Raw genomic sequence first — 21,561 nt, 5'->3', positions numbered from 1 at the left:
TGGAGAGTTTGCGAGCGTTCAGGAGGATTCACATGACACAGTTGGATTTTATCCACGAATATGTTCCGTCTTCATCCGGTACGGATGCTTATACATTGGTGTTATTGCACGGCACGGGCGGCAATGAGCAAGACCTGATTCCACTGGGTCGCTTCTTGGCGGATGACGCAGCACTGCTTGGTGTTCGCGGTAAGGTGCTGGAGGGCGGGATGCCCCGGTTTTTCCGCCGCTTGGCGGAGGGCGTCTTTGACCAGGAAGACTTGTTGTTCCGGACCGATGAATTGGCTGATTTCCTGCGTGCGGCTTCCGAAACCTATGGCATTCATCCAGGAAAGCGAATTGCGGTTGGCTATTCCAATGGCGCCAATATTGCGGCCAGCATTCTTCTGAGACATCCGGACATCTTTGCGGGCGCCCTGTTATTCCGCCCCATGGTCCCGTTTGAGCCGACAGATGCGACTGGCACCCAGCCGTTGCGCGACAAGCCGGTCTTGTTGTCTGCTGGCGAAGTCGATCCGCTCATTCCACAAGCGGAAACCAACCGCCTGGCAGAATTGTTAAAGGTGCAAGGCGCGGCTGTTGAATTGCATTTTAACCCAGGCGGTCACGGTTTAATGCAACCGGAACTCCAGGTGGCAAAGGCGTGGTACGAACAGAATTTTGGGCGCTGACGAGATTGCCATACGATACCTCTCTTCTACGCTGACCGCCGTTGTTTGAGGGATGGTGCAAAGGTATACAATAGGAAAGGGCCCCGGACTGGGCCCTTTTCTTGGTGTCCTTTGGCATGGATAGGGGATGTGTCTCGTCGCGGTTTTTGTGGTCAATTCGTGGTCAATTCGTGGTCAATTCGTGGTCAATTCGTGGTCAATAGGAACCAAAAAATGTCGTGAAGAAATGCTGTAAAGTTGGGCTGGATTCGAGGATTCTTCAAGGTTGATACGGCATGATAACAATAGCTTTAAAGAACATAACGACCTACGGGGGGACAGTCAGATGGGATACTATCGTTCCAAGCCTTCTGAAAACATAGCAAAGCGTGAGACCTGGAAGTGGGCGGCGACGGTGGTGTTGTCAGCGCTAATCGGTGCTGGCGCGACGCTGGCAGTGACACCGTTGGTGGCCGAGCACAACGGTGGCGTCAATACGACCGGTGGCTCTGCCACGACGACGACACCAGTGGCGCAAAGTGTCAATGTCAATGTCAACTCTGACATTACAAAAGTGGTGAAACAAGTTGAGCCAGACGTCGTGGCGGTCGTGAACTACACGACGACCAGCGATTTCTTTAATCAGCAGTCACAGACACAGGAATCTGACATTGGTTCTGGCGTCTACTTCTATAAAAACGGAAACAACGCGTATATCGTGACCAATAACCACGTGGTTGAAGGTGGCACCAAGGTCGACATCGTGCTGCAGTCGAACAAGCGCGTGCAGGCTACCGTGGTAGGAACCGACCCGTATACGGACTTAGCGGTACTGAAGGTGCCGGTCTCGAACTTCCAATCGGTACAGCCGATTCAATTTGCCAACTCCGATAATATCCAAGTGGGTGAGCCGGCGATTGCCATCGGTACCCCGATGGGGCTGGATTTCGCCGACACCGTGACTTCGGGTATTGTCAGTGGCAGCCAGCGTACGATGCCGGTCGAAGAGCCGACATCCGAACAGACGCTGGATTATCAATCGGTCATTCAGACGGATGCGGCCATTAACCCAGGCAACAGTGGTGGCCCACTTTTGAACGCATCCGGCCAGATGATTGGCATCAACAGTAGCAAAATTGTCGAGCAGGACTTTGAAGGAATGGGCTTTGCCATTCCGTCCAACGAGGTCCGACAAATCACGTCCGAAATCATCCAGACGGGGCACGCGGTGCACCCATCCATCGGTATTGAGGGCTATGATATGTCGGAAATTCCTGAGGGCTACGCGAACGTCCCAGTGAACTACGGCGTGTATGTTTCTTCTGTGACGTCGGCAAACGCGAAAAACGCAGGCCTTAAAGCGGGTGACGTGATTATCGCCATCAACGGCACAGAAGTGCAGGGCATTGCGGATTTGCGGACAGCGCTGTTTAAATTGCAGCCAGGACAAACGGTCAAGGTCACCGTGTATCGCGGCGATACGAAGAAGACCTTGGACGTCAAAGTTGGGCAACAACAGAGCATCAATGATACGGGTAACAGTAGCGACAGCAGCAGTGGACAAGGTGGCGGTGTGCCGAACAGCTACGGATCTGGCTCCGGCTCCGGCGATGACGGTCAAGACCCGTTGGATCCATTCTCAGGCTTTGGCGACTGACGATTCAAGCCGCCTAACCTCCAGGTTGATAGCAACAGATGAACCGAACCTCAGCAGTTTCGCTGGGGTTCGGTTTTTTTCGTGCGTCGGCGTAGCGACAAGTTATCGGGTATCGTGAAGGCGTTCCGATTCCTGGATATCGATTTCGACAGCAATGTTGAAAAAAAGTCGTTTCCACAAGGTTCAATTCGTAGTACATTATCACTGTGTTTTGCGGGCAAACCATTTTTAAACGCCGCTTCGGCTGGGTATTCGACCATTGACATTTGGGGGATTTGTATTTTGGCTACAACACTGAAGAGGTTACTGATTGGTCGGCCGCTTAAGACGCGTGAATCAGGTCATTCCAAGATAGGTGTTCTCAAGGGAATGGCTGTCATGACGCCGGATGCGCTGTCGAGCGTCGCTTATGCAACAGACCAAATGGAGTTGATTTTGGCCTCAGTCGTCGGTGCGACGAGTGCGAAGGCTTATATCTCCGACGTCCTCGGTTTCTCGATGTTGGGGACGTTTATTATCGTGGCCCTTGCATTTTTGTTGTATTTAGCGTACCGGGGCATTATTCATGAATACCCGCGCGGTGGAGGCGCCTACGCAATTGGACTTCATGATTTAGGAAAGTTTTGGGGGTTATCGGCGGCTTCGACGCTGATTGTCGGATACACGTTGACCGTCGCGGTATCCATTGCTGCGGGAATCGACGCCATTGGGCCGGTTGTTCCCTTTATTGGCCACCATAAACTTTTGGCCAACGTCATTTTGACGTTAATTATCATGGTCATCAACTTACGCGGCACGAGCGAATCGGCTAACGTATTTGTTCCATTTACGTACATTTTTATTGGATGCATCATTGCCCTTGGCGTTACGGCAGTGGTGAGGGCGATTCAAAATCCGGCTGCGATTCACGTACCATCCCTCGCTGGCATGCACGCTGTCCAGGGAATGAGCTTGTTTTTGTTCTTACGGATGTTCGCAAACGGCTGTAGTGCACTCACGGGTGTCGAAGCGGTGTCCAATTCCGTCCCGATTTTTAAGGCGCCATCGCCACTGCGTGCGCAACGGTTGTTGCTCACACTGGTCATCACGTTGAGCTTGCTGTTCCTGATTGTCTCCGGGACGGCTATGCTGCACGGCCTGACGTACAATCCGGATGTACCACTGATTAATCAAGAGTCGATGGTCCTATTTGGGACGCATGGATTAGGATACATTATCACCGTTATCATCTCTGTATCTACGATGTGCATTCTTGCCATTGCGGCAAATACGGCTTTTACCGGCTGTCCGGCCTTGTGGTCGTCGATGGCGCGCGACGGGTTTATGCCCCGCTGGTTGTTGCACAAGGGGGATAGGCTCGTCTACAGCAACGGCATCGTGTTTTTGACACTTATCTCCCTGGCCCTGACCATTGGGTTTCACGCACGAGTGAATGAATTGATGCCGTTGTACGGTGTATCGGTCTTTTACACCTTTAGTGTTTCGCAACTCGGTATGGTCGTGCGAACCATCCGGAGGCGTGAAGGAAAGTGGTTGACGCGTGCCATTGGCAGTGCTTGTGGATTGGCGCTCACGGCCGGGGCCTGCTTGATTTTTGGCATCACGCGCTTTACAAGTGGCGCATGGCTCGTGATTGTCTGCGTGCCGCTGATGGTCATCACCTTCAGCAAAATCCAGCGCCACTATCAACAGGTGCGTGAAGATCTGAAGTATGATTTTTCTCGCCCGCTCAAGCCGGACCGGGATACCATCACGCTGGTGCCGATTGCGTCCATTAATAAGTCGTCTGTGCATGCACTGGAGTACGCTTTGGCGAATTTCAAACACGTCGTGGCTGTATCCGTGGTTTCGGGGAATAGTCCAGAGGAAGAGCTTGAGGCGGAGAAAAAAATACGGGCGCAGTGGGATAAACTGAATGCAGGTGTCCGCTTGGTGGTTATCCATTCACAATATCGTTCGGTTGCGCGCCGGATACAGCGGTTTGTAGAACTGGAATTAGATTTTTATGACCCAGAGGATATCACCGTTGTCGTACCGCAGTTCATTACGAAGAGATGGTGGCATAAACTTCTCCATAACAAGACGGGGAGCGTCTTAATGGCCTGGCTCGTATTGAATAAATCCGTGAAGGTATTGGCGGTGCCGTACCGTCTTCCGCGGTGATGTAGCGACGTCCCGTGGTGACAGGGGGCTGGTGGGGCGGGATCGACCGGGAGTGATCCCGCTGACCCAGGGCGCCAGCGCCAGCTAGTCCACAGGGCTGAGGGCACGCCAGTCGGTTTAGCGGCGCCGAGGAAAATAAGGCAATATATGTGCGCTATTTTGAGCATTCTGACCGTGTTCGCCTCCACAATCGTGGAGGCGTCGGCAGGGACAGAGGGTGCCTTTCATACATCGTGTCAATACATCATGCGTTCGTCGTGATAATACTTGAATTCGAGTAGATTGTTCGACGGATCAATCAGGAAAAACGTCAGATGCTCTTCGATGAGCCCTTCAAATCGAAGCGACATATCGTGAAAGAATGGGATTTCACGCTGTTTGGCTAGCTTGTAGAGGTTGTCGAATTGGGTCCTGTCACGGAAGGTGACGCCAAAGTGGCGAGGGTACATCTTTGGCTCCTGGTCGTAATCCTGGGATAGGTGACAGACGACTTGGTCGCCAAAGAAGTCTAGCGTAATCCTGTCTGCATAGCGCCGAGCCAGTTTGCAGCCGAGTTTTTCAACGTAGAAGGTATAGGCCTCATCCAGGTCTCTCGCTGGAATCGCCAGGTGAAATACATTATTCATATCACGCATCGCTATATTCCTCCATCCTTTAGTTGAGTGACTCAAAATGCATAAACGTGTCTGAGCGGAGTCCAAGCCGCAGGGTTTCCAGGGAGATGACGTCTGTCATTGGAATGTTGCCGAGGCATACATTGGTACCGAATCGTTCGATGAAGTATGTTTGCAGAGATTTTGTCGGCGCTTCAAAAATCAATTGGTCTGCGTGGATACCAGAGGCCTGAATTTGCTTGACAATTCCGGTACGTGGGGTGCCATCTGCCTGACAAATGCCGCTGGTCCCAGATTCTCGGGACTCTGTGATGACTTTGTAGGCACCGGCTTCTAAATCCTCTTGGATGCAGGTCAACCATTCGGTTGGCGTGAACTTGTCAGCTTCACGGGCATCCTTGTGGCCCACTTCACTCAACACGTAAAAGTCTTTGGCAAAGGTGTGAATCAGTTCGCTCTTTTGGCGATTTGACAGGGGGATGGTACCATTCGAGACCTCGACGTATCGACACGCGCAGGATTGACAAAATGCGTGGTACGCGTCCAGTTTGCCTTGGATGTAGAACTTTTCGAAGAGGGTGCCGCCAAAGTAAAAATCGACGTCGTGGGCGCGCAGACAGTCAATTTTGGCGGAAACAACGGGCGATACGATGGCGGTGCCCCAGCCGAACTTCACGAGATCGATGTAGTCTGCCGCGCTTGCGATGACATCTTCAAAAAAACGCATTGGCACACCATTGTCAATCAGAACCGTCCATCCAGTCGTTCTCGGTTTGGGTGCTCGTTTTGGCAGGTCCAGTCCATGGAATGCAACTGTGGCTGTCACGTCTGACACTGGTTTCACACCTCTCGACGTCACTCGATTTGTGGTTTTGAAACGGTTAAAACTGAGATGAGTATACGTTCCGAACTTTGAAACTCTATTGAAATTCCTTTGAAATTTTTTTGATGTTTGTGTGATAGGCAAAGAGCTTGCAATCGAATTACGACTGCGCGCTCTTTGCCGTGTTGCCCTTATACAGAATAGGTCCCGTGCCAAATGTCTGAATCAGTTCGTTATATAGTAATTTCCCACCGAGTTCATGTCCCGCTTGGTTCGGGTGCCAACTGTCTCCGTAATACATTTGCCAAGTTTGGTTGTGGGCTTTCATGTAAGTCGACATGGTGCTGTTGAGATCGATAAAGTAAATATTTTTGCTGTGGAACGCGCTCGCGTCCTTCACTTCGTTTTGGATGTATTGCTCTACTTGGTCGTGATCATAGAGCGCCGTAGCCTTGGTTACAGGAGATGTCACAATGAGGACGACGGCGTGTGCAGCCAAAGATTTTTTGATCTCGTCCTTAAATGCCGCATTAAACTTGTTCATCGGCGTTTTATCGTAGACGTCGTTCAACAGACCCCATGAGATGACGACCACTTGAGGTTTGTCCTTGTTAAGCCAAGTCTGCAGGGTTTCCTTTTTCTGGAGGATCACAGGTGATCCGCCCACGGTTGTCCTGTCGTCATACACCCAATTTGTGTTGGTGGAGTCGCTCAACGACGCGAATGCACGCTTTAAATATGAGTCGTCGTTTGGATCTTTCCAGCCATGTGCCATCGATCCTCCAATAATCATCACCTTTTCTGTCGTCAGCTTGTCCTGTAAACTGTTTGGAGGTGTAGTCTCTAGCAGGGCTTTGTTGGACGTTTGGACTTTTGCCAAGGCCCAACCGCCAAGGACTAGTGCGGCTGCACAAATCACGTAGGTGACGGCGTTGCGGATTTTTTTGTAACGCTGAACCTTGTTTTGTACTTTTTGTGGCTTCATTGCAAGAACCTTTCTGTTGCGATTTGTCGGTTAGGTTTTATGCTAGCAGAAGCGTCGACGGTGTAGTTATACCGAACGAGTCTTGAAACAGGATTGAATTGGCGGACTGGATTTCAATTTGTCTTCAAGGTTTAGCCGTTACTCTGGTACATGTCGATGCCTACGCTTTACATGAAGAGGTGGTAGACTCTGAAGAAACAGCATCTGTACGAAGTTGACTTGATGCGCGCGTGTATTATTCTCGGTGTCATTTTTGTACACGTGTTCTCGGCGTTTGATGCACAAACCCCTGCGTTTTCCAGAACGAACATCTCGCTGGATTTGCTGACGATGGCCTTTCACTTCACGCGGGAAGCGTTCATGTTTATCACGGGGTTGGTGCTTTTTTATACGTACTATGATCGGACATTTACGGTTTGGTCATTTTGGCGCAAGCGCCTCAGTTTGATTGCCGTTCCTTATATCGCTTGGACGGCGCTGTACATTCTGTTTACTGGCACGTACTTAAATCACTTTAACTGGGCCTGGCAGTCGCTGGCGCACCGCTTTGGCCACGCACTGTTGACCGCGAATCAGTTTTTTCTCTACTTTTTGCTCGTATCGATGCAGTTATACGTGTTGTTCCCGCTGATTGTAAAGATGGTTCGCAAGTTGGAACGGCATCTGTGGTGGCTCGTCAGTGTGAGCTTTGCGTTGGAGATTGGCATAATGGTTCTCAACCAAACGGTATTGAATCATTTGGATGTCAGCCGACTGCCGACGTGGTTGTTTATTCTCGTCCACTATCGGGATAGGTTTATTTTGACCTATCAATTCTGGTTTGTTGCCGGTGCGGCTTTATCCGTCAAGTACAATCAGGTAAAGAATTGGGTGAGTTCCCGCCCTGGCGTGGTCGGTGTTGCCGCAGTACTCGGTATCTTGGTCCTGTGGGCGACCTACTTCGTTGAGCGGTTTGGCCTTCACATGACAGATGGGGAGGCGGTCGACGTCTTACAGCCCATCATGATTCCGTACGCCTTGATTGTCGCGACCTTGCTTTGGTCAATTGGCCTGAAGTGGACGCGGGTGATGGCGGAGCCGGGACTTCGGCGCGTCACACCGGTGATTCGTTTCTTTGGAGGCGTCAGTTTTGGCATCTTTTTGTTGCATCCCATTGCCTTACATTACTTGGAACAGATAGATAATCGTCTTCACCTCCATGGTGCAGCCCATTTGGTGTTAATTCCGTTTACTGCGGTGTTGGCGTACGTCTTGTCAGGGTTTGCCGCTTACCTGATCGGTAAGATTCCATTTGTAAGTTACATCGTCGGAACGAAGACGCGTCTGCGCCGTTCGTCAGCGAGGGCGCCTTTGTCGAAGGCGGTTTGAGTGTGCGGCGTATCTCAAAAATTCATCAAAAAATACGGGAGGCTTGACAGCATGTCAGCAAATCCTACCCACGTCAATTTATTGTCGAGACTCAATCGCATCCCGGTGACGAGAACGGTTGTTGGCATCATCATTTTGTTGTCGTTCGTGTGGCTCGCAGAAGCGTTTGACATTGGTATCGTCGGTCCAGTGTTGAGCACGCTCGAAAAGGATTGGGCGCTCTCGAACTGGCAACAGGGTCTGCTGGCAGTCTCCTCGACCTTAGGTGTCGTCGTTGGAATGATTCCGTCAGGATTGTTGGCGGATAGATTTGGTCGGCGCCGCGTCGTCCTCTTGGGTATTTTGTTTTTCTCGGTTCTGACGCTGGCAGGCGCACTGATGCCGAACTTCTGGTCACTGTTGTTCATTCGTTTTTTGGCGGGCGTCGGCGAGGGTGCCGTGTTGCCGATGCCGTATTTGTTTCTGTCGGAGTTTGTGCGCAGTGGGCAACGGGCGGTCAGCGTCGGGTTCTCGAACGGCATTTTGACTGCGGCGTACGTGGTTCCAAATTTGGCTTCGCTGTGGGCGCTGGATACGTTCCCTGCGAGTTTTGCGTGGCGGGTGCCCTTCATCCTCGGTGGCGTACCGCTCTTGTTGCTGATTCCGCTGTTTTTATGGCTGCCGGAATCACCGCGCTACTTGTTAAAGCAAAACCGCGAGGTAGAGGTCTTGCGGTTGGTGGAACGCCTGGAGGACGAAGCCAAGCTGCCGCATGATGCGAAGCTGTCCGATGAACGCATGCGCGTGCTGCTGGCGCAGTCTGAAGAGGAAGAGCGATTGCCGTTGCGTACGATGGTGGCGCAACCGTTTTTGAATCGTGGATTAATGATGGCGATGCAACTGACTGCGGCGCTCATCTTGTTCTACATCTTACAAGTCTTTGGTCCGAAGTTACTGGAGAGCCGCGGAACTGGGAACGGCGCCGCGCTGCTTTACTCAGGATTGATGATGGTTGTCGCCGGGTTTGGTTCTGTGGCCCAAGGGTTCCTATCCGACAAGCTTGGCCGTAAGACCATTCTCGCGGTTTATGTGGTGCTGGCCAGCACAGGGTGCCTGTTGTTTGCCTTTGGTTCATCGACCGCAGTGGTGTTCCTCGCTGGTGGTTTGACTGCGTTTTTTGGTCTTGGCATCTTCCCAGTGGCGAAGCTGTGTGTTGCAGAACAGTACCCAACCCAGTTGCGCGGTCGCGGTGTATACCTAAACGAAATGACCGCAAGGACGCTCAGTGGGGTCGTGACCACTTACTTCATTCCGTTTCTTCTGCAAACCTATGGAAACCGCCCGATTTTCTTCGGCGTTGCCGTCGTGCTCATTCTGTTTAACCTGCCATTTTTCTTCTTTGGCAGAGAGACGGCGAAGGTGCAAATGGAGGAGGCTGGAACGAAGTTGTCGTTCGGTCGACTGGATAGAGAAACATTCACCCAACAAGTTTCGTCGCGCTAACGCGGCTTACCAATCATTTTTGCGAGGGGGAGCGACATGTCCACACTATTAGCATCCTTAGAAAAGGCTCTGGCGGCTGATAACCGTCCTATCTTGTTCGACAACGATACATGGCACACGACATCGGAACTACGCAGAGATGTATTACACGTCGTCAGCACACTGTATGAGGCTGGTCTTCGCGAGCGCGATGAAGTGCTCATCGGCTTGCCGAATTCCTACGAATTTGCGGTTGTTTATCTTGCATTATTGCAGTCCGGTGTCGTCATCTCCCCAGTCAACCCAAAAATGCCAGCGGCGGAACTGGAGCGGGTGTTGCCGCGGGTGCAGGCGAAGGCCGTTTTCCTACAGCCTGCGCAGCACGAGGCATGGCAAAGTGTTCTCGAAGCCAGTGGGCTTTCGAGTACGACCGAGATTGCGCCACCCGACAGCGCGATGGAGCCGATTGTGTTGACCGCGCTGTCGGATGGCAGCATGCAGTCGGCGCAGGAAGCGCACGAATCTGGCGCACCTGACGACGACGCCCCAGCGGTGCTGATGTTCACATCTGGCACGACAGGCCAGCCCAAGGGTGTGTTGTTACGTCATCGGCACCTGTTGCACGCGGCCGACAATGTCATCAACAGCCACCAACTGACCGAAGAAGATGTCACCTATTGTATGCTGCCGTTGTTTCACATCAACGCGCAGGTGATTGTGTTGCTTTCGTCGCTGGTCTCTGGCGGCCGGATTGTGATGGTAGATCGCTTTCACGCCTCTCGTTTTTGGAACGACATCTCGACGCACGGTGTGACCTGGGTATCTGCTGTGCCGACGATTCTATCGATTCTCTCGAAGCTCGACACCAAGGTGCCGGAGCATCGGCTTCGTTTTATCCGATCCGCCTCCGCCCCCCTAGCCCCTGCTATCAAAAATCGGTTCGAGTCGGCCATTGGCGTTCCGGTCGTGGAATCGTATGGTATGACCGAGGCGGCCGGGCAGATCTGTATCAATCCGTTGCCGCCGGCGCTCCGTAAAACGGGATCCGTCGGCAAGCCATTCGGGCTCGAACTGCAAATTTTGGATGACCAAGAGCGTCCGTTAGGTGCGGGGCAGGTTGGCGAGATCGTAATTCGCGGGAAGAATGTCATCGAATCGTACGTCGGGTTGGAGGCAAACTCGTCCTCCAAGTGGCGTGGTTGGATCTTCACAGGCGACTTAGGCTACCGCGACGACGACGGCTACGTGTTTATCACGGGGCGCGTGAAGGAAATTATTAATCGCGCTGGCGAGAAATTGAGCCCGCGTGAAATTGAAGATGTTTTAAACGGTCACCCTGCGGTCGATAGGGCCGCAGTGATCGGCGTCCCAGATGCGCTGTACGGGGAACGGGTGGTCGCTTACGTGGTTCCTGTCGATGAACAGGCTGCCGCGAGCGGCAAGTTGGTCGACGAACTGGGTGAGTTGTGCAAGGCTTCGCTGGCACATCACAAGTGTCCATCTGAAATTTTCGTCGCCAAGTCGCTTCCGGTGGGACCGACCGGAAAAGTACAAAAGCACTTGCTGCGCGATGCGACCAAGGTGCATTTGTTAGCTTGAAAATGGTAGATGAAAAACCCGCTTCAGTTGAGGCGGGTTTTTCTATGGGCAGGTCTTATTCGGAACGAAGTTGTGCCTGAAAGTGACTCAGCATTTCGGTTAATTCGGAAAATGCCTTGTATCGTAGGCTATACCGATCCGTTTTGTTCAAGCGGGCATGGACGCGGACAAAACCCGCGTCACGCAAATGAATCAGGTGATTGTGGAGCGTACTTTTCGGCAGTCCGGTTTGCGTCGCGATGTCCGTAAAGCGAACGGGTGTGACGGACAGATTGGATAGAATCAGAAGTCGCACTTCATCCGACAGCGCCTTCGTGATGCGGGAGAGATCTGCCATCACGCGCGTACCGGACTCCGTTACACCCGTTGACATAGGATAGACAAACAGCATGGTATCGCGAAAATCCATCCTCAAATTCGCCGGCGCATAGTGAACACCTGGAATCAACAAAACCCTGCTCAGTTTGGGAACCGCCTCAACATAGACGCCCTGAAGTACAGATTCGACGAACTCTGTCTGATTGGTGGTCTGCGCCAAATCGGCTTGTTTCGATGTGAGGTCGTCTTTTGCGCGTTTTGTCCAGTTTGATTCCAATTCGCTGAAATAGTGATGGTGCCAAACCTGTATCCAGCGCACAGCCTTGGGTTGCCATTCCGCTAAACTTGGAATGAGGTGTGATAAGTTTTTGACATGGGGATGAAGCCGCTCGTGCAGTTCATCGACATCGAGCGCCGCCAACCAGTCGATAAACGCAGCTGTGTCTGTTTTGTCGGGGCACTGCCAGATGAGGATGGCTAGCGCTTCAGCGGCCAGTCCCTGTTTGGCACCTGCTAAGTGTGGCGCTACAGCCTTGCGAAATGTGCCATTCATTCGCTTTGTAAAGAGATTTTTCATTCCATTGATTCCCTTGTTAAACAGGAACAGATTCAAGCTCGACAGCAATTCATAGGCCGGACTCGCGTCAAATTCTATCTCATATCCCATGTCGGTCGCTCCACTCCTGCGCGTCTCTTACACAGATTATACCTGTACGCACAGGGATGCGAAACGACGCTTCAGGGCGCACGCGGGCAAGGGTCAACTAAGAAGTCGGTCAACTAAGAAGTCGCGAACCGAGGCAAGACGTGGTGGGGCGTCCGCGATACGTCGTGCTGCGTAGGTGGTTCTTTCTCGCGAGTCACGTGCAAGGAGAAGACGCGTAAATTCAGATAATCGTAGCGGAGAAAGAGGGGCATGTGCCGCCAATCCAAAAACAACTGACGCAAGATGAGTATCGGCGTGGCCGAGTCTCCCTCGCAGTCTTGTAAATAGTTTGCGTATGGATCACTCTCATCAGGAATGAGAATATCCGATTCCGCGTACTTCGACATTTCCTCACGACGTTTTAACGCATCGAGCAACGCGCCATCACCACTTTTCGTCGGTAGCTGTTCCCGACAGAAGATCGAGATGGACATGGAGACTGTCTGACTTGCACAAATACGGGACTGGACAAACTGATAGCCGGCCGTCTGTCCGGGGCACTGCATCCAGTGTGCGTACTCAAGGCTAAGCGTGATATCATGTGAGGCAATGGTGACTGTGCGCAAATCTTGATTTGGCTCTCGCATGAATTGCCGCCAGTCCACTAATCGGCTTAGCTCCGCGGCCTTTGACGTCATCGACTGTGCGACGAAACGCCCAATTCCTTGGCGAGAGGTCAGGACGTGTTCCTGTTCCAACAACTGCAGCGCGCGACGGATGGTCACGCGGGTCGTGTGATATTCTTTCGCCAGCGTGGTTTCACTGGGTAACTGCATCCCCTGCGACCAGTCGCCGTTCTGGATACGGTTGAGAATCTGGTTGCGAATTTCCAAATAGCGATGCACCCCGAACACCTCCTGGTCGAATGGTTCCACACTCCAGCGTAACAGGCTGGTGTGAAGCGCGTGATAGCTTCCGGTAAAGTTTTTGTAAATCCTGTCCATCAGCTGTTCTATGTCCGCTCGTCCACCGCTACTCATAAAGGTATCGGACTTTTTTCATCACGACGGGATGTCATAGTTTCAGGCGAAAGGGTGGATGTGCGTGACAGGCGTGCGCGAAACGATGGACAATCATGAGCGACAGCATGGGCTTCGTAGAAGCCTGAAGACAAGGCATATTCAAATGCTTGCGTTCGGCGGTGTGATTGGGGTCGGGCTGTTTTATGGATCAGCGGTATCCGTGCAGTTGGCAGGGCCAGCCGTGCTATTGGATTTTGTTGTATGTGGCGTGATTGTCGCCATCGTCATGCGTGCGCTTGCGGAGATGACGATTGCAGAGCCTGCGGCGGGATCGTTTAGCATCTACGCAAAACGACTGTTCGGTGAGCGCATGGGGTTCGTGACGTCCGGCATGTGGTGGTTTTATTGGGTGGCGACGGTGATGTCGGAGCTCTCAGCGATTGGCAAGCTGATTCAGGTCTGGTTTCCGAGCGTCCCGGCTTGGGTGCCTGGATTGTGCGCGCTCGTGTTGTTTACCGCCAGCAATCTCTTAGTGGTGCGGGTGTTTGGTGAAATCGAGTATTGGTTCTCCGTGCTAAAACTGTTGGCGGTTGGTGTATTTATGTTGTTTGGTGTCCTCATGATGGCGACCCCGCTTTTTCATCAAGGCGGGCCGCTTGGCGTCGCCAATTTGTATACAGGCGGCGGATTTTTTGCGAACGGCATCATGGGTACGGTGATGGCCCTGTCGCTCGTCGTGCAGACGTACAGTGGCATCGAGACCCTTGCCGTGGAGGCCGGTGAGTCGGCGCGGCCAAAGCAAAATCTGCGCCGCGCGTTTTCTGCGGTCACGTGGCGGGTGCTCATTGTCTATATCGGATCGATGTTCGTCATGCTCTGCGCCTTCCCATGGACGTATTTGGCGAACCACAGCGGCAGTCCATACGCGCTGATGTTTGCACGCGTGGGCATTCCGATTGCGGCCGGGCTCGTCAATCTCATCATCATTCTCTCTGGCCTCTCCTCCTGTAACACAGGCCTTTACGGCGGCAGCCGGATGCTTTACTCGATGGCCCATCAGGAACTGCTCAGCAACCGCTTCTCTCGTTTAAGTCGTCGCGCGGTGCCTGTATTTGCGGTCTGGACGACAGCGCTCGCGATTTCCGTTGGCATTCTGATTACTTATCTCGATTCCAACCACGCCTACGTCTGGATCACCAGCGCCTCTGCATTTGCCTCACTGTGGACCTGGTTTGTCATCCTCCTTGAGCACGTGCGTTATCGTAGGCTCTTGCGGCGCGGTGTGGCGGGTGTGTCGGATCCGCCTGTGCCCATTTGGTCCTACGTCGGCATGATTTTGCTGATTGGTACGTTTGTGTTTATTGTGTGGTCTCCGCTGACAAGGGTGTCGGTGTTCGCTGGTGTTGTCTTTCTTTTCGCACTTTGGCTATTTCATTGGTTACGCGCGAAGGTAAGGCGGCGGATTCTGTAGGTGATAGTTTGTCACGCGCGTCGTGTGATAAGATAGGGATGTTCATAAAGGGTGAACAAATGATGCGGTTAGGAGCGTGGCGCGTTGAAGTTTAGCGAGTATGTCTATGAGCGGCCGGATATGGAAGCGGTTGAGAAACAGTTTCAGTCGCTGGTGCAGCAACTGCGGGAAGCGACGAGCGCCGCAGCTCAAAATGACCGAATTGAGGAAATTCTCAAGTTGCGCAGCCGATTGTCTACGATGAGCAACTTGGTGGAAGTGCGCAACAGTATTGATACACGCGATGCATTTTATAAAGCGGAAAAGCAGTTTTTTGACGAGAACTCACCTCGTATTGAGGCTTTAAATCAGTTGTTTTATCAGGCGATAGTCGAGTCTCCGTTCCGTCGGGAGTTGGCGGATAGGTGGGGAGAGCAGTTGCTGCGCGTCGCTGAAGTGACGCTCAAGACGTTTCGTCCTGATGTGATGGCTGATTTGCAGAGGGAAAATGAGCTTGCGAGCCAATACGTCGATTTGATGGCGTCGGCCGAAATCACCTTTGAGGGTCAGACGTGGACGCTTGAGCAGATGGTGCCATTTGAATCGAGTCCAGATAGGGACGTGCGAAAACGGGCCGCAGAGGCGAAATGGAGATTTTTTGAGGATCACAGCGAAACGTTCGACAAAATTTACGACGAATTGGTACACGTGCGAACGGCCATTGCCCGCAAACTTGGCTATGAGAATTTTGTTGAACTGGGCTATTTTCGGATGACGCGAACGGATTACGACCAAGAGATGGTCGCGAATTTCCGCAAGCAAGTACGCGAGTTGATTGTCCCTGTCGCGACAAAATTGCGAGCGCGTCAACAGGCGCGCATCGGCGTAGACCAGTTGCGCTATTACGATGAGGTATTGTCGTTCTTGACCGGCAATCCGGCGCCAAAGGGCGACGCAGACTGGATTGTCGCGCAGGCAAAACAGATGTACTCGGAGTTGTCGCCCGAGACGAACGAGTTCTTTCAGTTTATGTTGGACTCGGAGTTGCTGGATTTGGTGGCGAAAAAGGGGAAAGCAGTCGGCGGTTTTTGTACGACGTTTCAGGACTACAAGGCGCCGTTCATTTTCTCGAATTTCAATGGCACGTACGGGGATGTCACGGTGCTTACCCACGAGGCGGGACACGCGTTTCAGGGCTACGCCAGCCGCCATTACCTGGTTCCGGAATACGCATTTCCAACGTCGGAGGCTGCCGAAATCCACTCCATGAGTATGGAGTTTTTCACCTGGCCGTGGATGAATTTGTTCTTTAAAGAAGAGACGGAGAAATTTCAATTTATGCACCTCGCGGAGGCGCTCTTGTTTATCCCTTACGGTGTTGCTGTCGATGAGTACCAACACTTCGTCTATAGCCATCCGGATGCGACTCCAGAGCAGAGAAAGGAAGCCTGGCGGCGGATCGAACGGGTCTATTTGCCACATCGAGATTACGAAGATAACGCCTTTCTGGAGGGCGGCGGTTATTGGCAGAGACAGCTACACATCTACCTTTATCCGTTCTACTATATCGATTACACGCTTGCCCAGATCTGCGCATTTCAGTACTGGACGCGGGCAAATGAAAATCGCGAGGCGGCCTGGAAGGACTATCTGAAGATCTGCAAGATAGGTGGAAGTCAGTCGTTCCTGGAAATTGTTCGCGAAGGTGGATTGCAATCACCATTTGAGAACGGCTGTGTAGCTGCCGTCATCGGGCAGATTGAAGCTTGGCTCGACGGTGTGGACGACCGTCAATTCTAGTGTTTCTGAAGGGCAGGGAGGCAAAAGATGCAACTGGAGCCTAGGAGCAAATTGTTGATGATCGGCGACTCGATTACGGACTGCGGTCGCCAAAGGCCAGGTGGGGAAGGGGCATTTGAAGCACTTGGCAATGGATATGTCAGTGTCGTCGACGCGTTCTTGAAGGCAGCCTATCCGGCTCACGTGATCCGAGTCGTCAATAAAGGGATTGGCGGCAATACGGTGCTCGACCTGCAATCGCGTTGGCAAGCGGATGTGCTGGACCAGAAACCGGATTACGTCAGTATGATGATCGGTGTCAACGATGTCTGGCGACACTTTGACCAACCGACTATGCTGGAGGCGCACGTTCACCGCGAGACCTATGAGTCGGTGTTAGACGAGCTGGTCGCATCGACGAAACCAGTCGTTCGGCACGTCTATCTACTCAGTCCATTTTATCTAGAGACGAACAAAAGCGATGCCATGCGGAGCATGGTGGATGCGTATGGCGAATCGATGCGCGCCGTCGCCGCTAAGCACGGTGCCACGTTTGTCGATGTGCAGGCGGCATTTGACGCGGTATTGTCCGAATTGTATACGGCAGCGTGGTCGCGAGACAGAGTCCACCCAAATTTGGCTGGGCACGTCGTCATTGCGCGCGCCTTCTTGGCTGCCATAGGGTTTGATTGGCAAGGTACGCCATAATATTAATGCCTGAACAGACGAACACCCCCGTTTGGCGCCGACGATGCGGCGACCCAAGCGGGGGTGTTTGACGTGCATGCGTCTCGTGAGTTTTAACCGCGTTGCAGGATTACCAGGCGTAAGCTTCTGGCGCCGGTTTTCCGGGGCCCGGGAAGATTTCGTCCAGTTTTGCAAGGACGTCGTCAGTGAGCTTGAGTTCGACGACGCGCAAAGAGTCTTCCAACTGTGCAAGCGTGCGTGGGCCGATAATCGGCGCCGTCACTGCGGGGTGCGTCAATAACCAAGCCAGAGCGATGGTATCTTGGTGTTCACCGAGTTCCTTGGCGAGGTTGGCAAACGCCTCGAGTTGCGGGCGCAGTTTCTCCACGCGGTCTTGTGCACGGGCACTGCGCGCTCCGGATTTCGTAAGGGCGTTGCGGCCGAGCAGGCCCCCTTCAAGCGGGCTCCATGGAATCACGCCAATGCCGTGGCCGAGTGCCGCCGGCAACACTTCCAATTCGGGTTCGCGCGTGAGGAGGTTGTATTTGTGTTGTTCGGAGACGAGGCCGAGGAAGTGGCGTTCCTTGGCAGCGGCTTGTGCGACGGCCAGGTGCCACCCAGCGAAGTTGCTGGACCCGATGTAGCCGACTTTCCCCTGCTGAATCGCGACCTCGAAGGCGCCCCACAGTTCGTCCCAACCAACACTTAAATCGACATGGTGCATTTGATAGAGTTCCACATGATCCGTCTGCAGGCGGCGAAGAGAGCCTTCCAAATGGCGGCGAATCTTGTACGCGGACAGGCCGCGTCCGCCGTTCGGGCCATCGAGCGGATCCTCCATGAAATTGTAGACTTTCGTAGCGAGCACGACGCGTTCGCGTCGACCGCCGCCTTGCGCGAACCAGCGCCCGATAATCTCTTCGGTGCGCCCGCGATGACCTTCACCGCCGTAGACGTTGGCCGTGTCGAAGAAGTTGATGCCTGCGTCCAGCGCGGCGTCCATGATGCGGAATGCCTCTTTTTCGTCAGTTTCGGGGCCGAAATTCATCGTGCCCAGACACAGACGGCTGACATTCAGACCCGTTCTTCCCAACTTTGTGTACTCCATCATCTCACCTCAGTTTCTAGAATGATCCTAGCAATTCTATGATATCGAACGCCGGCGCAGAATCAAAGAAATCGCTTTAGCAGGATGAGCATTTAGTGAAAATTTCGGTCGGGTGTAATGGTGCGTCGGACGAAACGCCAATTCACCCATTCGGCGAGAAGGAGGACAGTTGGCCCCGCCAACCAGACGGAACTGGTGTAGGCGACATCATATGGGATAGAAAACGCGCGGTGGAGAATCATGAACCATAGGTGGATGCCGGTATTGAAATAGGCGAGTGAATAACTGCGAATCATCCACACAACATGCGCGCGTCGCTGTTGTTTACGGACTTTGATGTATGCCATCGCGGTGGTAATGACCCAGACGGCCTCAAACACGTTGAATCCGAAACTCGTCCATTCCCCACCTGTTGCCTGTGGTGCTAAATAACCTGCACTCAGCGCGGCGATGCAAACTGCGCCAATGTATATATATCCGTTTGCCCGATGGATTCGACGGAAGAGAGGGAGCGGTCGCCGAAGAAATCCGACGAGGCCGAGCAGCATTGTGCACGACGACGAGATGACATGTAGCCCCAGCACACCCTGCCATAAATGGCGGTGAAAGTGTGGCGGTAACTGCTTGTGAATGAGGATGTGGATGTCGGCCGGATCGAACACAAATGTGGTGAGCATTGTGTTCACCACCCAGAATACGGCGAGAGCGGACAAACCACCCAGGAACCATCGGTACAAGGCGATACCTCCAACAAATTCCTTGCTGCATAACTATGCGGAATCTACTATAGTAATTTGGGTCATTGTTTCAGAACAGCACTCTTTAGCATTTTCGCGAGTGATATGGAGGATTGCAAGTGAAAACCAAACTGAATGGATCCCCTCGCGAGGTACAGACGACGGCGCAAACGTCAGCAACAAATCTTCAGCGGGGGCTCAAGTCGCGCCATTTGTCCATGATTGCAATTGGTGGCGCTATCGGGACCGGTCTTTTTGTCGCAAGTGGATCATCCATCAGCGACGCGGGGCCTGGCGGCGCACTGGTGGCGTATATGGTCGTTGGCATCATGGTCTACTTCGTGATGACGGGGCTTGGCGAAATGGCGACCTTTATGCCCGTTGCGGGCTCCTTCGAGCGCTATGCGTCTCGTTTTGTCGATCCGGCCCTCGGCTTCGCACTTGGCTGGAATTATTGGTACACGTGGGCGGTGACGGTGCCGGCTGAATTGGCGGCGGGCAGTATTGTGATGAAATATTGGTTTCCAAACTCTTCCTCGATTCTGTGGAGCGCCATTTTCCTCGTTCTCCTGCTGCTGCTCAACGTGGTGTCGGTGCGGGGGTACGGAGAGGGCGAGTTCTGGTTTGCCAGTGTAAAAGTTTTGACCATCATCGTGTTTTTAGTGGTCGGCGTGCTGATGATTTTTGGTGTGTTCACAGGCCGCGGTGTCGGCTTTCATACGTTTAACCTGGGCGGCTCGCCGTTTCACGGCGGGGCACTAGCGACGTTTAGCACGTTTTTGGCTGCTGGATTTGCGTTTCAGGGCACGGAGTTGGTTGGCTTGGCGGCTGGCGAGAGTGATGACCCGAAGCGAAATGTACCGCGCGCCATCCGGCAGGTGTTCTGGCGTATTTTGATTTTTTACGTATTGGCGATTTTCGTCATTGGCATGTTGATTCCGTATACGGATCCGAACTTGCTAAAAAGTGACGTGAACAATGTGGCGGTCAGCCCATTTACGCTGATTTTGCAGCGAGCGGGGCTGGCGATTGCGGCGTCGGTGATGAACGCGGTCATTCTGACCGCAGTTTTGTCCGCGGGCAACTCGGCTGTGTACGCCTCGACCAGGATGTTGTGGGCCTTGGCGAAAGAAGGGAAGGCGCCACGCGTGTTCGCGCGGCTCACGCGGCGAGGGATTCCCATTTATGCACTGATTGTGACGATGGTCATTGGATTTGTCGCATTTTTGGCCTCGCTCTACGGCAACGGGGTCGTGTACAACTGGATGTTGAACGCCGCCAGTTTGACCGGTTTTCTCGCGTGGCTGGGCATTGCGATTAGCCACTGGCGTTTTCGCAGAGCCTATGTGGCACAGGGGCGAGATTTGCGGGATTTGGCGTACCGCGCAAAATGGTATCCGTTTGGGCCGCTGTTCGCGACGATTTTGTGCATTGTTGTCATCGTGGGTCAAGATTACACTGCGTTTACTGGCGGCCACGTACAATGGGCGGGCGTCGTTGCGACTTATGTGGGCGTGCCACTGTTCCTGGTTCTCTGGATTGGGTACAAACTGGTGCGCAAGACGAAGGTGATTCCACTTCAGGAATGCGACTTTGACACCGCGGAGTAATCGAGAGTTCTGATCTCTGTGACACGCTTTGACAAAGTTTGACCGTCCTGCGAGGATGATAAGGTCGGCCTTGGAAAGGCGTCGCATGGCGAGTGGCCTGCAATTTCCTTCGTGGTTGCGGGGCATCTTGTATAGACATTCGCCTACTGGCCGAGGTGGAAAGGGTGCTTGTTTACAATATCTTAATAATTTCTTAAAGAACACTTTACGAACTTCGTGTAGTTTCTTATCGACGGATGTCATTTTGGGGGGACTCAGTTTTGGCAAAGCGCAGCACGCAACTATTTTCGTTCCTGGTCGAAATTGCCGAAAACATTCAAACGGCGACGGAGACGTTTGAGAAGGAACTGTCATCGACAACCGATTTTGGCTCACTGGCCACGCGGATGAAGACGTACGAAGAGACGGGCGATGACCTGATTGGACGCCTCATCACCTTGCTCAATAACACTTACATTACGCCGCTCGAGCGAGAGGACTTTGTGGAGCTGGCGGTCACGATGGACGATATTATCGACGGGATATACGCGGTAACCGTTCGTTTTAACCTGTACAACATCAAGGAAATCACCCCAACGATGCGCGAGTTCGCGAAAGATATTCGCGAGAGTGCCGTCGAGATCACGGAAGCGATTCGCAAATTGCATGACCGGAAACTGGTTCAGATCCGCGATCATATTAAGGCCTTGAACGTGTTGGAGAAGCATGCGGATCAGTTGCTTGTGGCAGCGCTTAGAACGTTGTTCGCCGAATACACGGACGCCTTGGAGGTTATTAAGCTCAAGGAAGTGTACGAGATCCTCGAAGATGTGACAGACAGATGTGAGGATGTCGCAGATGTCCTTGAATCCGTCATCTTAAAGAATGCGTAGGCGGGATGTTAC

The 21,561-nt window shown here is 52.9% G+C and carries 18 protein-coding genes; 11 read left to right on the top strand and 7 right to left on the bottom strand.

All coding sequences use genetic code 11. The features are described from left to right. The first annotated feature begins 32 nt into the window (after window positions 1–32). The 3 genes from K1I37_RS19970 to K1I37_RS19960 all read left to right on the top strand — a co-directional run bounded on the left by K1I37_RS19970 (window position 33) and on the right by K1I37_RS19960 (window position 4,470). On the top strand, window positions 33–671 hold the full coding sequence (locus K1I37_RS19970; RefSeq protein ID WP_021294975.1) for an alpha/beta hydrolase: 639 nt from the start codon (window positions 33–35) through the stop codon (window positions 669–671). A gap of 325 nt (window positions 672–996) precedes the next feature. Continuing rightward, window positions 997–2,307: a S1C family serine protease gene (locus K1I37_RS19965; RefSeq protein ID WP_021294976.1), complete on the top strand. Its 1,311-nt coding sequence runs from the start codon at window positions 997–999 to the stop codon at window positions 2,305–2,307. A gap of 81 nt (window positions 2,308–2,388) precedes the next feature. Continuing rightward, on the top strand, window positions 2,389–4,470 hold the full coding sequence (locus K1I37_RS19960; RefSeq protein WP_021294977.1) for an APC family permease: 2,082 nt from the start codon (window positions 2,389–2,391) through the stop codon (window positions 4,468–4,470). A gap of 236 nt (window positions 4,471–4,706) precedes the next feature. On the opposite strand, the gene K1I37_RS19955 is transcribed toward K1I37_RS19960, so the two are convergent. The 3 genes from K1I37_RS19955 to K1I37_RS19945 all read right to left on the bottom strand — a co-directional run bounded on the left by K1I37_RS19955 (window position 4,707) and on the right by K1I37_RS19945 (window position 6,892). Then, on the bottom strand, window positions 4,707–5,105 hold the full coding sequence (locus tag K1I37_RS19955; protein WP_021294978.1) for a VOC family protein: 399 nt from the start codon (window positions 5,103–5,105) through the stop codon (window positions 4,707–4,709). Window positions 5,106–5,124: 19 nt separating this feature from the next. After that, complete coding sequence (locus tag K1I37_RS19950; RefSeq protein ID WP_021294979.1) at window positions 5,125–5,919, bottom strand: phosphosulfolactate synthase; 795 nt, start codon at window positions 5,917–5,919, stop codon at window positions 5,125–5,127. 148 nt (window positions 5,920–6,067) lie between these two features. Further along, window positions 6,068–6,892, bottom strand: a complete 825-nt coding sequence (locus K1I37_RS19945; RefSeq protein ID WP_021294980.1) for an SGNH/GDSL hydrolase family protein — start codon at window positions 6,890–6,892, stop codon at window positions 6,068–6,070. 189 nt (window positions 6,893–7,081) lie between these two features. Here K1I37_RS19945 and K1I37_RS19940 point away from each other — a divergent pair, with 189 nt between their 5' ends. From K1I37_RS19940 to K1I37_RS19930, 3 genes are read left to right on the top strand one after another with little or no spacing between them, the layout of a single operon-like run. After that, the gene (locus tag K1I37_RS19940; RefSeq protein ID WP_031217777.1) at window positions 7,082–8,260 is read left to right on the top strand and encodes an acyltransferase; all 1,179 of its coding nucleotides are present in this window, start codon (window positions 7,082–7,084) and stop codon (window positions 8,258–8,260) included. A 51-nt stretch (window positions 8,261–8,311) separates the two neighbouring features. Next, the gene (locus K1I37_RS19935; RefSeq protein WP_021294982.1) at window positions 8,312–9,742 is read left to right on the top strand and encodes an MFS transporter; all 1,431 of its coding nucleotides are present in this window, start codon (window positions 8,312–8,314) and stop codon (window positions 9,740–9,742) included. A gap of 36 nt (window positions 9,743–9,778) precedes the next feature. Beyond that, the gene (locus K1I37_RS19930; RefSeq protein WP_021294983.1) at window positions 9,779–11,320 is read left to right on the top strand and encodes an AMP-binding protein; all 1,542 of its coding nucleotides are present in this window, start codon (window positions 9,779–9,781) and stop codon (window positions 11,318–11,320) included. Window positions 11,321–11,375: 55 nt separating this feature from the next. Here K1I37_RS19930 and K1I37_RS19925 read toward each other — a convergent pair whose 3' ends face one another. Both K1I37_RS19925 and K1I37_RS19920 read right to left on the bottom strand, forming a co-directional pair. Continuing rightward, a complete protein-coding gene (locus K1I37_RS19925; protein ID WP_021294984.1) occupies window positions 11,376–12,305 on the bottom strand; it encodes an ArsR/SmtB family transcription factor in 930 nt (309 codons plus the stop codon). Window positions 12,306–12,418: 113 nt separating this feature from the next. Beyond that, a complete protein-coding gene (locus K1I37_RS19920) occupies window positions 12,419–13,189 on the bottom strand; it encodes a GntR family transcriptional regulator (RefSeq protein ID WP_021294985.1) in 771 nt (256 codons plus the stop codon). A 199-nt stretch (window positions 13,190–13,388) separates the two neighbouring features. On the opposite strand from K1I37_RS19920, the gene K1I37_RS19915 reads away from it, so the two are divergent. The 3 genes from K1I37_RS19915 to K1I37_RS19905 all read left to right on the top strand — a co-directional run bounded on the left by K1I37_RS19915 (window position 13,389) and on the right by K1I37_RS19905 (window position 17,243). Beyond that, complete coding sequence (locus K1I37_RS19915; protein ID WP_021294986.1) at window positions 13,389–14,777, top strand: amino acid permease; 1,389 nt, start codon at window positions 13,389–13,391, stop codon at window positions 14,775–14,777. A gap of 120 nt (window positions 14,778–14,897) precedes the next feature. Further along, window positions 14,898–16,556 (top strand): M3 family oligoendopeptidase, encoded by a 1,659-nt coding sequence (locus tag K1I37_RS19910; RefSeq protein WP_051189313.1) that lies wholly within the window; start codon window positions 14,898–14,900, stop codon window positions 16,554–16,556. A 27-nt stretch (window positions 16,557–16,583) separates the two neighbouring features. Continuing rightward, window positions 16,584–17,243 carry an SGNH/GDSL hydrolase family protein gene (locus K1I37_RS19905; RefSeq protein ID WP_021294988.1) on the top strand — a complete coding sequence of 220 codons (660 nt, stop codon included), beginning with the start codon at window positions 16,584–16,586 and terminating at the stop codon, window positions 17,241–17,243. 109 nt (window positions 17,244–17,352) lie between these two features. Here K1I37_RS19905 and K1I37_RS19900 read toward each other — a convergent pair whose 3' ends face one another. Then, window positions 17,353–18,330, bottom strand: coding sequence for an aldo/keto reductase (locus tag K1I37_RS19900; protein WP_021294989.1), 978 nt, complete (start codon window positions 18,328–18,330; stop codon window positions 17,353–17,355). Between the two features lie 92 nt (window positions 18,331–18,422). Then, window positions 18,423–19,067 (bottom strand): DUF2306 domain-containing protein, encoded by a 645-nt coding sequence (locus tag K1I37_RS19895; RefSeq protein WP_021294990.1) that lies wholly within the window; start codon window positions 19,065–19,067, stop codon window positions 18,423–18,425. A 218-nt stretch (window positions 19,068–19,285) separates the two neighbouring features. On the opposite strand from K1I37_RS19895, the gene K1I37_RS19890 reads away from it, so the two are divergent. Together K1I37_RS19890 and K1I37_RS19885 are read left to right on the top strand one after the other, a co-directional pair. After that, entirely contained in the window at window positions 19,286–20,677 is a 1,392-nt protein-coding gene (locus K1I37_RS19890; protein ID WP_081653918.1) for an amino acid permease, read from the top strand. A gap of 260 nt (window positions 20,678–20,937) precedes the next feature. Next, entirely contained in the window at window positions 20,938–21,549 is a 612-nt protein-coding gene (locus K1I37_RS19885) for a DUF47 domain-containing protein (protein ID WP_021294992.1), read from the top strand. Window positions 21,550–21,561: the final 12 nt, after the last annotated feature.

Origin of the sequence: Alicyclobacillus acidoterrestris (genome assembly GCF_022674245.1) — a bacterium.
In the GTDB taxonomy this organism is placed as follows: domain Bacteria; phylum Bacillota; class Bacilli; order Alicyclobacillales; family Alicyclobacillaceae; genus Alicyclobacillus; species Alicyclobacillus acidoterrestris.
This window is presented reverse-complemented; position numbering and strand designations above follow the sequence as displayed.

Excerpts from the sequence above, each read along its gene's own strand:
- K1I37_RS19970 (WP_021294975.1), top strand. The coding sequence starts at position 33 with ATGACACAGTTGGATTTTATCCACGAATATGTTCCGTCTTCATCCGGT.
- K1I37_RS19965 (WP_021294976.1), top strand. The coding sequence starts at position 997 with ATGGGATACTATCGTTCCAAGCCTTCTGAAAACATAGCAAAGCGTGAG.
- K1I37_RS19955 (WP_021294978.1), bottom strand. The coding sequence starts at position 5,105 with ATGCGTGATATGAATAATGTATTTCACCTGGCGATTCCAGCGAGAGAC.
- K1I37_RS19945 (WP_021294980.1), bottom strand. The coding sequence starts at position 6,892 with ATGAAGCCACAAAAAGTACAAAACAAGGTTCAGCGTTACAAAAAAATC.
- K1I37_RS19935 (WP_021294982.1), top strand. The coding sequence starts at position 8,312 with ATGTCAGCAAATCCTACCCACGTCAATTTATTGTCGAGACTCAATCGC.
- K1I37_RS19930 (WP_021294983.1), top strand. The coding sequence starts at position 9,779 with ATGTCCACACTATTAGCATCCTTAGAAAAGGCTCTGGCGGCTGATAAC.
- K1I37_RS19925 (WP_021294984.1), bottom strand. The coding sequence starts at position 12,305 with ATGGGATATGAGATAGAATTTGACGCGAGTCCGGCCTATGAATTGCTG.
- K1I37_RS19910 (WP_051189313.1), top strand. The coding sequence starts at position 14,898 with ATGGAAGCGGTTGAGAAACAGTTTCAGTCGCTGGTGCAGCAACTGCGG.
- K1I37_RS19905 (WP_021294988.1), top strand. The coding sequence starts at position 16,584 with ATGCAACTGGAGCCTAGGAGCAAATTGTTGATGATCGGCGACTCGATT.
- K1I37_RS19900 (WP_021294989.1), bottom strand. The coding sequence starts at position 18,330 with ATGGAGTACACAAAGTTGGGAAGAACGGGTCTGAATGTCAGCCGTCTG.
- K1I37_RS19890 (WP_081653918.1), top strand. The coding sequence starts at position 19,286 with ATGATTGCAATTGGTGGCGCTATCGGGACCGGTCTTTTTGTCGCAAGT.